Source organism: Arthrobacter sp. Y3223151, assembly GCF_059091125.1.
Window position 1 is genome coordinate 433,671 of record NZ_JBNHGI010000002.1, and the last position, 12,112, is coordinate 445,782.

The following is a 12,112-nucleotide window of genomic DNA, read 5'->3' on the forward strand; positions in this document are numbered from 1 at the left end:
GCGAACAATCGGCCCGGCAGCGGGCAAAGGTCGGAGAACCATGTCTGAAATACCGGACGAGAAGAACACCAGCAACCCCACCGAGCCCCTGGCACCGGGCACCAACCCGACGAGGCCGCTCGGCGGACGGCCGCCGTACGGCGCACCGGGGCAGCAATACCCGCAACCCGGCCAGCCGGGTTACGGGGCTCCGGGGCAACAGCAGCCCGCACCGGGCCAGCAGCCCTTCGGCCAGCAACCGTACGGCGCCCCGGGACAGCAGTACCCGCAGCCCGGCCAGCCGGGCCAAGGCCAGCCCTACGGCCAGCAGCAGTACTACGGGGCTCCCCCGGGCTACTACTACCCGGAGCAGAAGTCCCGGCTGATCGGCGGGCTGCTGGGCATCCTGCTGGGCGGCCTCGGCGTCCACCGGTTCTACCTGGGCCACGTCGCCATCGGCGTGGTGCAGATTGTGGTCACGTTCCTGACGTTTGGCCTCGGCGCCGTGTGGGGGTTCGTCGAGGGCATCATGATCCTGGTCGGGGCAGAGCCGTTCAAGCGCGATGCCCGCGGGGTCCCGCTCAAGGAGTAGCCCGACCGGCGCGAGCCCGACCGGCGCGAGCCCGACCGGCGCGAGCCCGGCCGGCGCGAGGAACCGGCGGCGGAGGCACCCCAGCCTCCGCCGCCGTCGTCGTTCTGGGTCTGCTACGGGGCGACCCGGACCTCTTCTGCCTGCGGGCCCTTCTGGCCCTGGCCGATCTGGAACTCTACGCGCTGCCCCTCGTCGAGGGAACGGTAACCATCCATTTGAATAGCGGACCAGTGGACAAAAACGTCGGAATTTTCTTCGTCCACGGTGATGAAGCCGTAGCCCTTTTCCGCGTTGAACCATTTGACGGTTCCCAGCGCCATAGCGTTCTCCATACTCAGTAGTTCCAGCCTGCCGTGTACGGTTCAGCGGCAGGATGGTTTCACCTTAACCACGCAGCGGGGTGAAGTGAGCTACCGCACACTTAAATGTTATTGAGGCGTAACCGAAATTCCGCTTGGAGGGCGCGCTGCATGGGTAGCGGAATCACGGTGCCGCGGGCGATCGGCGGGCCCGGCCGGCGCACAACCTGGGGCGCACGATCCATTGAGGCCCGGCCCGGCGAACGCCTCATGGGCGGCCCGGCCCGGGGAATGCCTTACTGGTAGCCTGGACCCAGCGCCACTGTGACGTACTGCGAGACGTTGCCGTTTTCCTGGATCGCGCTGATGCCCAGCAATTGGCCGAGGGCCCGCGCGTTGGCTTCCTGGCCCGGGTTGTAGAAGATCACCGAGCCGGCGAGCGGGGCGCCGCCCCAGTTGTCCACCACCGCGATCGACCAGCCGTCCGCCTGCACCCGCTGCGATACTGTTCCGGCCAGTCCGGTCACGCCGGTGCCGTTGAGGATCATCACCGGGTCCTGCTTGTTCACCGCCGGTGCCTCTTCCGTGGGTTCCTCGGTCGGCTCCTCGGTCGCTTCCTCGGTGGGCTCTTCCGTTGCCTCCTCGGTCGGCTCCGCGGTGGCGGTCGCTTCCGGCTCGGTGGTTTCGGTTTCCTGCGCCGTTGGCGCGGGCGAAACGCTGGCCGCAGGTGTGGCCTGGCCGGCGGCCGGGGTCGAAGATCCCCCGCCTCCCAGCAGCGGGAGCACGAAGAACGACAGGGCGCCCACCGCCAGCGCCAGTACCGCGGCCAGGACGATCAGGCCCAGGCCGTTGGACTTCGGCGTCGCCATCCGTGCGCGGTGCACACCGTGGCGGTCTGAAGTTTCAGGGACCTGGTCGAACTCATCCCGGGGGTACTTGCTCATCGCTTTCAGTGCATCCTTGTGGTGGCGAAACGGAAACCGGCCTACCGGGCCGTCCCGGATCTAGGCGTCGGTGCCCAGCCGGCGAGCAGTGCGCGCGCGCTGGCGGGACGTACGTAGTCTACGCAATCTCTTCACCAGCATCGGATCGTGCGCCAACGCGTCCTCGGTGTCGATCAACGCATTCAGGATTTGGTAGTAGTGCGTGGCGGACATGTCGAACAGTTCGCGGATGGCCTGTTCCTTGGCTCCGGCGTACTTCCACCACTGCCGCTCCAAGGCCAGCATGCGCTGGTCGCGTTCGCTCAGCGGGCTGGCGTCGTCAACCTCGGCCTCGAGTGAAAAGGCACTGGCCTCGGCCGAACCCGCCACAACACACCTGCGCTTCCTAGTACTTGCTGACAGCAATCAATACCTCCTCCATGATAAAGGCGAATTACAGGCATGTCATTCACCGCCCCGGGCCCGTCCCGAACGGCCGAGCGGGCGCCGTCTGGAAGGCCGGTTTGCCTGCCGACGGACATGCCCGCGATGGTTGACAACTTGCCGGCGGGTGGGTCGCGGTGAGCATTTGGGCCGGCGGTCGGCAGTGCCCGCGATGCTGATTGCCTGCCCGCGGGTGGTTTCCGCAAAGATGGAACGGTGAACTACGACGACGGTGCCCTCTTTCCGCTGCCCGCCCACCCGCCTGCCGCGGACTTTGGCGCCCCGTACCCGTTTGCCTCCCCCCGGGAGCTCTCCGCCGTGATTCATCCCGAGTGGGCCGAGGTGCTCGCTCCCGCCGAACCTCTGCTCTGGGACCTGGCGTCCTACCTTGACGGCGAGCGCGCCGCCGGAAAGACCTTGCTGCCCGCGCCGGCCAACGTGTTGCGGGCGTTCCAGCGGCCGCTGTCCAAGGTCAAGGTCCTGATCGTCGGCCAGGATCCCTATCCCACACCGGGACACTCGATCGGACTGGCCTTCGCCGTCGAACGGCACGTGCGTCCTCTGCCGCGCAGCCTGGCCAACATCTACCGGGAACTGCAGATGGATTTGGGTATCCGGCCGCCGCAGCACGGAGACCTGAGTGCCTGGAGCGACCAAGGCGTGCTGTTGCTCAACCGCGCGCTGACCGTGGAGGCAGGCAAGGCCGGCTCCCACCGCAACAAGGGGTGGGAGCAGATCACCGAACTCGCGGTCCGGGCGCTGGCCCAGCGCGGCGGCCCGCTGGTGGCACTGCTCTGGGGCCGGGAAGCCCAGCAGTTGGCTCCGGTACTGGAGCAGGTGCCGCGGATCGAGACGGTGCACCCCAGCCCCCTGTCGGCCTCCCGCGGATTCTTTGGGTCGCGGCCCTTCAGCCGGGTTAACGAGCTGCTGGCCGCCCAGGGAGCCGAACCCGTGCACTGGGAGCTGCGCTGAGCCGGTTCGGGCAGCTGGGCCTCAAGCCGGGCTGTGCAGCCGGGTCGTGCAGCTAGCTGGGCCTCAAGCCGGGCGCCGGGCCTCCGGCTGGGCCGCTCACGTCGGCCCATGTGACCTTCACCATCCGCAAATTGGGATTACCTGACGGGTGGATTAGGTTTACCTAAGTAGCAGTTTCCCTTCGTCAGGAGTAGTGCAGGATGCAGACACAACCGGCAGCAGCCCCCGCCCGCGCGGGACGGAGCGCTCAGCCGCCGAAGGTGCAGACCAACCTCCAGGTGACGCGCACCGAGTGGATTTCACAGCACATGGTCCGGGTCTACGCCGGCGGCGAGGCGTTCGATTCGTTCGCCGAAAGGTTCGCGGCCAAGGACGCCACGGACCAGTACATCAAGATCTTTTTCCTGGACCCCGCGCTCGACGTGGAGCTTCCTGTCAACGTCGCGGAGCTGAAGGAAACGCTTCCGGCCGACAAGCTGCCGGTCACCCGCACCTACACCGTGCGACGGCTGGACCGTGACACCCGCGAAGTGGTGGTCGACTTTGTGGTCCACGGCGACGAAGGCCTCGCCGGCCCCTGGGCCGCCCAGGCCAAGCCGGGCGACTGGATGATGTTCAGCGGACCCGGTGGCGCGTACCGGCCCGATCCCGACGCCGACTGGTACCTTTTGGCCGGCGACGACGCGGCGCTGCCGGCCGTGGCTGCCGCCATCGAGGCACTGGCCCCGGACGCGCGCGGCTACGCCTTCCTGGAAGTGGACTCCGAGGCGGACATGCAGGAACTAAACGCTCCGGCCAACCTGGAAATCCGCTGGCTGTTCCGGCGCGGCCAAACGCCCGGGACCGCTACCCTGCTGCGCGACGCCATAGCGGGCCTGGACTGGCCCGACGGCCGCGTGGACGCATTCGTCCACGGCGAGCGCGACGAGGTGAAGTCCCTGCGCGATGTCCTGTTCAAGGACCACGGGTTGTCCCGCGGACAGGTCTCCATCTCGGGCTACTGGGCCTACGGCCGGGCCGAAGACGCCTTCCAGGCGGAGAAGCGCACCCCGGCGGGCCAGATCTTCCCGGAGAACTACCCGGCCTGAGCCGGGATCGCCGGGGCTCCCCCCGGCGCCCAGCCCGGCACCCGGCGGCCACCCTCGCGCCCGGCGGATCCGGCGTCCTTAGCGGCGCCGGGCCCGCCGGTTTTCGTTCGAGCCCAGTCCCTTGGTGAACGGCCGGGCCAGGTTGTCGCCGAGCACCGTACCGCCGGCGATGGCCAGGATCACCGTCAGCGCACCGAACAGCCCCAGGATGCCGTTGAACGGCGCCTCCGAGTTGACGGTCAGCTCGAAGATGGACCGGAACACGGACAGCCCGGGCAGCAGGAACAGCACGGCCGGCACCGCCACCACCAGCTGCGGAGAGCCCATCCGCAGGCCCACGATGCGCCCGAGGAACCCGATCACCACGGCGCCGACGGCCGGACCGATCCGGTCCCCGATCCCCGCCCACACCGCGAAGTCGTAGATCAACAACCCGACCAGCCCGACGGCGGCCGTGGGCAGCAGCATGTTCAGCTTGGTCTGCTCCGTCATGCTGAGGGCAATGGTCGCCACGACGAGCAGCAGCGCCCGCACCACATAGGGGTACTGGCCTTGGCCCTCCACGAAGACTTCGGGCAGGCTGACGCCGAGCATCGAGCCGCCCACCAGCCCCACGGCGACGCCGGCGGCAATCGCAGCGAAGGTAAAGAAGGCCGAGAGGTAACGCCCCGACGCGGTGACCGGGAAGCCGTTAATCGCATCCTGGGTGGCGGAGACCAGCCGACCGGTCGGCAGGAGGAACAGGATGCCGCCGGCGATCACCAGCGACGGGCTCATCGGCACGTGCAGCGTCCAGAAGAGCAGCGCCATGACAGTGGCCAGGCAGGCGCCGATGCCGGTGATGAAGAAGTCCGGCATCCGCCATTTGCTCAACTTCCGCCCCACCAAGCCCATCAACACGGTGGAGATGCCGCCCACCAGGGCCGCGAAGACGCTGCCGCCGAGGAAGGCAATGATGAAGCCGGAGAACACGCCGCCGGCCGCGATGGCCATCCACCGGGCGAAGGGCTTGGGACGCGAGGTGATCTCCTGCAGCCGTTCCTTGGCTTCGCTGCGGCCCACCCCGCCGTTGACGATGTCGGTGACCAGTTCGTGCACCAGGGACAGGCCGGCGTAATTGTTGGTCCAGGACCGCACCACCCGCATCACGGTGATGGGAATCGTGTCCGGCTTGGCGTAGTTGATCACCACGGACTGGTTGGTGATGTCCACGTCGATGTCGCTGAGCCCGAAGGCCGCGGTCACGGCGATGATGCTGGTCTCCACCTCCAGCGCGCCGGCCCCGTAGCGGAACATGGTTTCCGCCACGTCCAGGGCAAAATCCAGCGTGATGCGGGCTGAGGCATCGACCCCGGCCGTCTGGATCATCGGGTTCGCGTAGGGGCTGCCGGCCAGCCTCTCGACTATGCTCATCGGCGCGGTGGGCGGCGCCTCGCCCTGCACGAGCTTGCGCAGCATCCGGCGGGCCGCCGCGTTGGAGCGCGAGGCCGCCGCGGAGGCGGGCAGCGGCGCGGTGCCGCTGGGGACGGGCTTGACCTGCTTGGCTACCGGCCGGTCCGTCGGACGTGGCACCGGAGGGTGGGTGGTCTGGGGTCCTGCGGCCGAACCGGCGCGTCCGGTGCCGGAGCCGCGGCCGGCGTCGTTGGCCGGGATGTTTTTCGGCTTGATGATCGGCAGCATTCCCGCCTGCGGAGTCATGGGTGACATGGATTCCTGGTCTGGGTCCTTGTCCTGCAATCCCTCTCCGTTCTGCGTCTCCGCCACCGCCAGGCGGCGCTCGTTGATCCCGGGTTAAATCCTTGCACACCTCGCTGGGAGGGCACCGGGTTGGTGCCGAGGCGCGCGTCACGTCTCGCGGACATCACCGCTGACGACGTCGATGCTGAACTCCCGGGTGCGGCTCGCCGCCGGGGCGCCGATGGAAGGTTCGTCCGCCGGTTCAGCGGTGCAGGTGAAGGAAACGGTCAGGCCCCCGGCCGCGACGTCCGCCGGGGTCACCGTGCGGACAGGATGGAGGTAGCGGGCTTCTCCCCCGGGGCCCAGGTCCTGGGGCGGGAAATCCGCGGCGTTGTCGAACCCGCCGGAGAGCCGCACCCGCAGGTGCTGCGGTCCCAGCAGCTTTGCCCGCCCGGCAAAGACGAGCAGGTCCCCGGCACGGTGGCCGGGCGCCGGCCGGTCACCGGCCTGGCTGCGGACCTCCTCCAGCACCATGTCGAAGCGCAGCGGGTAGTCCTTGGGCACCGGCAGCGGCCCGGTCACCGGGCCCGGCCCGGCCGCGTCGTCGTCGTCCCGGGCCGTGACGGCCCCGCGCGGCCAGGCCGCCAGCAGCCGCCCCGGATCTGCCGTGGCATAGACGATCTCGCGGCCGCCCTGCCGCTGGTACAGCACCCCGATGCGGCCGTCCGGCAGCCGCACCGCGGCCGGCCCGCTGGCACCGCTCCCGTAAAGGGTGAGCTTGTGCGGCCACGAGTGCCCGTTGTCCCTCGAGAGGCTGAGTACCACGTTGCGGGGCAGCAGCGGGTCCTGGCAATTGGCGGCCAGCAGCCAGCGGTCGCTGGCCGGTGCGGCCAGCCCGCCCACGGCCGGCAGCCCGTCGAAGCGGACCAGGGAGCCGCTGCTCCCGGGATCGGACAGTTCGTCGACCGGCTGCAGCGGCCCGTAGCTGTGCCCGCCGTCGTCCGAGACCGCGGCCCACCGCCGGGGAGCAGCCCAGGTATGCAGCAGTACGCGGCCGTCGGCCAGGCAGACGGCCGCACTTCCGCCGTCTCCCGCGGCCGGGCCGGCGTCCCGTGCGGGCAGCGGCTTTCCCAATGTCCAGGTGTCCCCGTGGTCGTCGCTGTAGCAGGAGGCGGCCCCCGCGCCCTCGGCCATCACCGCGAACTGCACCAGCAACCGCCCGGCAAACTGGCCGGCGTGCACGCCGGTGCCCGGCCCGGCAGCGGCCAGCCGCGTGATCGCGTCCGAGGCACGCCGTGGGGCGACCGACCGATGCTGCCAGGTGGTGCCGTCGTCGTCGGAAGACAGCAGTTCGAAGCGGCGCGCCGTGGCCGCGGGGTCCGGCCCCGCGTCGCCGCCTCCGGCCGCGGCGACGAAGGCCAGGAAAATCCGCCCGGTGGCGGCGTCGGAGAACAGCCCCGGCCGGCCCGCCGCGTGTCCGGACGTGTCCGCCCACGCCACCTGCTGCGGTTCCCAGGTCGCTCCGCCGTCGAAACTGCGGCGCAGCAGCAGGTCGCCGGCCGCAGGCGGCCGGCCCTGCCTGCCCAGGCCTGCATAGGCGACGACGGCGCTGCCTGCCGGCGTCACGGCGAGCGCCGGAGCCCGGTACTGCCGGTAGCCCTCCACGCCCCGAACGGCGAGGACCTGTTCCATGCCTCCACCGTACCGGCCGCGGCACCCCGAGGGCAGTACTGGACGACACGCCGGATCAATCCGGTTGCCTGGCCCAACCATCGGCCACTATGTGAACTGAAGCACACGTTGCAGTTCCACCTCGCACCCCTCTCCTGAAAGGACGCCCGACGATGAGTTGGTTGGACCGATCGCATACGATCGCCCCTCCGGGCTTTAACCGCTGGCTGATTCCGCCGGCGGCGCTTGCCGTGCATTTGTGCATCGGCCAGGCCTACGCGACCAGTGTGTACAAGAACGCCCTGGTCGCCCACTTCGACGTAAGCCTGACCGAGATCGGCATCATCTTCTCCATCGCCATGGTGATGCTCGGGCTCTCCGCCGCCGTCATGGGCACCTGGGTGGACCGCAACGGTCCGCGCATGGCGATGTTCACCTCCGCAATGTTCTGGAGCTCCGGATTCCTGGTCGGCTCGATGGGCATCTTCACCGAACAGCTCTGGCTGGTCTACCTGGGCTATGGCGTGATCGGCGGCATCGGTCTGGGCATCGGCTACATCTCCCCGGTATCCACCCTGATCAAGTGGTTCCCGGACCGCCCCGGCCTGGCCACGGGCATGGCGATCATGGGCTTTGGCGGCGGCGCGCTGATCGCCAGCCCGGTCTCCACCGCGCTGCTGCAGTTCTACGACCCCAGTTTCGACGGGACCCCGGGCTGGGTGGCCAGCGGCGACGCCGTCGGCAAGCTGTTCCTGACCCTGGCCGTGGTGTACCTGGCCTACATGCTGTTCGGTGCCTTCACGATCAAGGTTCCGGCGGCCGGCTGGAAGCCCGAAGGCTTCGACGCCTCGAAGGTCAAGGCCAAGGCCCTGGTCACCACGGCGAACGTGTCGGCGAAGAACGCCATCAAGACCCGCCAGTTCTGGCTGGTCTGGATCGCCCTGTTCTGCAACGTCACGGCAGGCATCGGCATTCTGGAGCAGGCCTCCCCGATGATCCAGGACTTCTTCCGCCAGCCCGACGGCGTCTCGCTGGTGTCCGCGGGCGTGGCGGCCGGATTCGTGGGGCTGCTCTCGATTGCGAACATGGGCGGCCGGTTTGTCTGGTCCACCACCTCCGACTATCTGGGCCGCAAGAACAACTACATGCTGTACCTGGGCGTGGGCGCCGCCCTGTACGTGGTGCTCGCCCTGTTCGGCTACACCTCCACCGGGCTGTACGTGCTGCTGGCGGCCGTCATCATCAGCTTCTACGGCGGCGGCTTCGCCACCGTGCCGGCCTACCTGCGCGACCTGTTCGGCACCTTCCAGGTGGGCGCCATCCACGGCCGCCTGCTCACGGCCTGGTCCGCCGCCGGCATCGCGGGCCCGTTGATCGTGAACGCCTTCCTGGATGCCCAGGGCAAGCCGGGCGAGCTGACGGCGCAGGCCTACCAGCCTGCCCTGCTCACCATGGTGGGCCTGCTGGTCATCGGCTTCATTGCCAACCTGATGGTCAAGCCGGTGGACAGCAAGTACCACGAGGCACCGGCCAGGGATGCCGGCGAAGCCGCGATGGCCGGAAAGGAGGCCTGAGATGAAGAAAGCCCAAGTAGCCCTCGGCTGGGTGCTGGTCGGCGTGCCGCTGCTCTACGGCGTCAGCCAGACGCTGCTGAAGGTCTCCGCACTCTTCGGCTGACCCCACTCCGCACACCGCTTCGCCGGCCGGCCCGGTGAAGCCCAATCCCCCGGCAGGCCCGGCTCCTTTGAGAGCCGGGCCTGCTGCTTGACAGCGGACCGGCCGGTCGTAGCGTTGGACCTGCCATGGAATGGTTCAGTGCCGAGGGGTTCGAGTTGGCGCGGCAGGTGCTGCAGCGGGGCATCGCCGCGGTGTTCCTGATCGCCTTCGCCTCGGCGCTGGCCCAGTTCCCGGCCCTGTTGGGCGAACACGGGCTGCTGCCCGTGCCTCGGTTGCTGGAGCGAAGAGCCCCGCGCGGCTTCACCCTCTTCCGCTGGGGGTACACGGACCGCCGGCTGCGGGCGGTGGCGTGGGCCGGCGTCGTGATCTCAGCGCTGCTGGTGGCCGGGCTACCGCAGCTGGGACCGCCGTGGCTGCCGATGATCGCGTTCCTGGCCCTGTGGTTCCTGTACATGTCCATCGTGAATGTTGGCCAGACGTTCTACGGCTTCGGCTGGGAGACGCTGCTGCTCGAGGCCGGCTTCCTGGCCGCCTTCCTGGGCTCGGACCGGGTGGCGCCGCCCGCCCCGGTGCTGTGGCTGTTCATCTGGCTGGTATTCCGGCTGGAGTTCGGCGCCGGCATGATCAAGATGCGCGGCGACCCGGTCTGGCGGGACCTGACCGCCCTGTACTACCACCACGAGACCCAGCCGATGCCCAATCCGGCCAGCTGGTTTTTCCACCACCTGCCCAAACCGCTGCACAAGGTGGAGGTGGCCGGCAATCATTTTGCCCAGCTGGTGGTGCCGTTCTTCCTGTTTTTCCCGCAGCCGGTGGGCAGCATGGCGGCCGCGGTCGTGATCGTCACGCAGCTCTGGCTGGTGGCCTCGGGCAACTTCGCGTGGCTGAACACCCTGACCATCCTGCTCGCCTTCGCTGCGGTGTCCGACGACGCGGTACAGGCCATCCTGCCGGTCGGCGACTTCACGCCCGAATACCAGCAGGAACCGGTGTGGTTCACCGTTGTGGTGCTCGCGGTGTGCGCCCTGCTGGTGTACTTGAGCTATTGGCCGTTGAAGAACCTGTTCAGCCGGCAGCAGCTGATGAACGCCAGTTTCAACAGTTGGCACCTGGCCAATGCCTACGGCGCCTTCGGCTCCATCACGCGGCAACGCTACGAAGTGGCCGTGGAAGGGTCCGCCGACGGCGTCCACTGGCGCGAGTACGGGTTCAAGGGCAAGCCCGGAGACCCGCAGCGGATGCCGCGGCAGTTCGCCCCCTACCACTTGAGGCTGGACTGGCTGATGTGGTTTCTGGCGCTGGGCTCCCACGGCGATAACTGGTTCCTTCCGTTGCTGGTACGGCTGCTGGAAGCCGACAAAGCCACGCTGAAGCTGCTCAGGCACGATCCGTTCGACGGCGAACGGCCGCTCTACGTGCGCGCAACGCTCTACCACTACCGGTTTTCCACCTGGGCGGAAAAACGAAGCACCGGCCAATGGTGGATCCGCCGGGAGTCCGGCCAACTGGTTCCCCCGCTCTCCCGCCCCCGCGCCGCGGAATAACCCTGGCCGGCCCGCGGTTGCCGCCAGTAGACACCATGCATATGCATATATGCCTCACCTAGGAAAGGCGGCCACCGCGTGGCACAGACAATCGAACTCGGGCTGGACACCTTCGGGGACGTCACCACCGGAGCCGACGGCAAGCTCCTGCCGCACGATGAGGTCATTCGGAACGTGATCGCCGAAGCCAAGCTGGCCGACGAGGTCGGCCTGGACTTCATCGGCATCGGCGAACACCACCGCGAGGACTTCGCCGTGTCCGCCCCCGATGTGGTGCTGGCCGCGATCGCCGGCCAGACCAGCCGCATCCGCCTGGGCTCGGCCGTGACCGTGCTCAGCTCCGACGACCCGGTCCGGGTGTTCCAGCGTTTCTCCACCCTGGACGCCGCCTCGAACGGTCGCGCCGAAGTCATCTTGGGCCGCGGCTCCTTCACGGAGTCCTTCCCGCTGTTCGGCCTGGACCTGGCCGACTACGACGTCCTCTTCGACGAGAAGCTCCACCTCTTCACCGAACTGCTCAAGGAAGAGCCCGTCACCTGGGCCGGCCGCACCCGGCCGCGGCTGGACAACAAGCGGGTTTACCCGCCCACGGCCTCCGGCAGCCTGAAAACCTGGATTGCCGTCGGCGGCACCCCGCAGTCGGTGGTCCGCGCGGCCCACTACGGCCTGCCGCTGATGCTGGCCATCATCGGCGGGGCACCGATGAACTTCGCCCCCTTCACCGAGCTCTACCAGCGTGCGCTGGACCAGTTCGAAAAGCCGGCGCTGCCCGTCGGAGCGCACTCCCCCGGCTACATCGCGGACACGGACGAGCAGGCCCGCGAGGAGATGTGGCTGCCCTATGCGGACATGCAGGAGCGGATCGGCCGCGAGCGCGGCTGGAGCCGGATGACCCGCGGCCAGTTCGAGGCCGAGGCGGGCCCGGACGGCGCCCTGTTCGTCGGCTCCCCGGAGACCGTGGCCACCAAGATCGTGAAGGTCGCCAAGGGCCTGGGCCTGTCCCGCTGGGACATGAAGTACAGCCTTGGCACCCTCCCGCACGAGAAGCTGATGAACTCCATCGAGCTCTACGGCACCAAGGTGGCGCCGCTGGTGCGGGAGCAGTTGGCGAAGTAGGCGCCAGTCCGGCGAAGCTGTCGCGCCAAAGCCGGTAGAACAGGCCTCATCCGGCGGCGTAGACGCCACACCGGCTTGGCGCGCCAAAGCGTTCGACGGCGGCGGGAGGCTTTGCGGGGAAGCCTCCCGC

At 68.8% G+C, this 12,112-nt stretch carries 12 protein-coding genes; 7 read left to right on the forward strand and 5 right to left on the reverse strand.

Annotated elements, in window-relative coordinates; genetic code table 11:
* Positions 1–40 precede the first annotated feature (40 nt).
* Positions 41–571: a TM2 domain-containing protein gene (locus tag AC5RUP_RS05785; RefSeq protein ID WP_494069360.1), complete on the forward strand. Its 531-nt coding sequence runs from the start codon at positions 41–43 to the stop codon at positions 569–571.
* 113 nt (positions 572–684) lie between these two features.
* Here AC5RUP_RS05785 and AC5RUP_RS05790 read toward each other — a convergent pair whose 3' ends face one another.
* From AC5RUP_RS05790 to AC5RUP_RS05800, 3 genes are all read right to left on the reverse strand, one after another.
* A complete protein-coding gene (locus AC5RUP_RS05790) occupies positions 685–891 on the reverse strand; it encodes a cold-shock protein (RefSeq protein WP_127515201.1) in 207 nt (68 codons plus the stop codon).
* Between the two features lie 275 nt (positions 892–1,166).
* Entirely contained in the window at positions 1,167–1,814 is a 648-nt protein-coding gene (locus AC5RUP_RS05795) for a LytR C-terminal domain-containing protein (protein ID WP_494154198.1), read from the reverse strand.
* Positions 1,815–1,874: 60 nt separating this feature from the next.
* Entirely contained in the window at positions 1,875–2,183 is a 309-nt protein-coding gene (locus AC5RUP_RS05800) for a DUF3263 domain-containing protein (protein ID WP_127515197.1), read from the reverse strand.
* A 270-nt stretch (positions 2,184–2,453) separates the two neighbouring features.
* On the opposite strand from AC5RUP_RS05800, the gene AC5RUP_RS05805 reads away from it, so the two are divergent.
* Together AC5RUP_RS05805 and AC5RUP_RS05810 are read left to right on the forward strand one after the other, a co-directional pair.
* A complete protein-coding gene (locus AC5RUP_RS05805; RefSeq protein WP_494069358.1) occupies positions 2,454–3,209 on the forward strand; it encodes a uracil-DNA glycosylase in 756 nt (251 codons plus the stop codon).
* A 200-nt stretch (positions 3,210–3,409) separates the two neighbouring features.
* Positions 3,410–4,297: a siderophore-interacting protein gene (locus tag AC5RUP_RS05810; protein WP_494154197.1), complete on the forward strand. Its 888-nt coding sequence runs from the start codon at positions 3,410–3,412 to the stop codon at positions 4,295–4,297.
* Positions 4,298–4,375: 78 nt separating this feature from the next.
* Here AC5RUP_RS05810 and AC5RUP_RS05815 read toward each other — a convergent pair whose 3' ends face one another.
* Entirely contained in the window at positions 4,376–6,004 is a 1,629-nt protein-coding gene (locus tag AC5RUP_RS05815) for a threonine/serine exporter family protein (protein ID WP_494133685.1), read from the reverse strand.
* Positions 6,005–6,142: 138 nt separating this feature from the next.
* Positions 6,143–7,666 carry an exo-alpha-sialidase gene (locus tag AC5RUP_RS05820; protein ID WP_494158363.1) on the reverse strand — a complete coding sequence of 508 codons (1,524 nt, stop codon included), beginning with the start codon at positions 7,664–7,666 and terminating at the stop codon, positions 6,143–6,145.
* 152 nt (positions 7,667–7,818) lie between these two features.
* Here AC5RUP_RS05820 and AC5RUP_RS05825 point away from each other — a divergent pair, with 152 nt between their 5' ends.
* The 4 genes from AC5RUP_RS05825 (at position 7,819) to AC5RUP_RS05840 (ending at position 11,982) form a co-directional block, all read left to right on the forward strand.
* Positions 7,819–9,219: an OFA family MFS transporter gene (locus AC5RUP_RS05825; RefSeq protein WP_494069354.1), complete on the forward strand. Its 1,401-nt coding sequence runs from the start codon at positions 7,819–7,821 to the stop codon at positions 9,217–9,219.
* 1 nt (position 9,220) lies between these two features.
* A complete protein-coding gene (locus AC5RUP_RS05830) occupies positions 9,221–9,322 on the forward strand; it encodes an MFS transporter small subunit (protein ID WP_493968694.1) in 102 nt (33 codons plus the stop codon).
* A gap of 125 nt (positions 9,323–9,447) precedes the next feature.
* On the forward strand, positions 9,448–10,866 hold the full coding sequence (locus AC5RUP_RS05835) for a lipase maturation factor family protein (RefSeq protein ID WP_494154091.1): 1,419 nt from the start codon (positions 9,448–9,450) through the stop codon (positions 10,864–10,866).
* A gap of 78 nt (positions 10,867–10,944) precedes the next feature.
* Positions 10,945–11,982 carry an LLM class flavin-dependent oxidoreductase gene (locus tag AC5RUP_RS05840; RefSeq protein WP_494154090.1) on the forward strand — a complete coding sequence of 346 codons (1,038 nt, stop codon included), beginning with the start codon at positions 10,945–10,947 and terminating at the stop codon, positions 11,980–11,982.
* Positions 11,983–12,112: the final 130 nt, after the last annotated feature.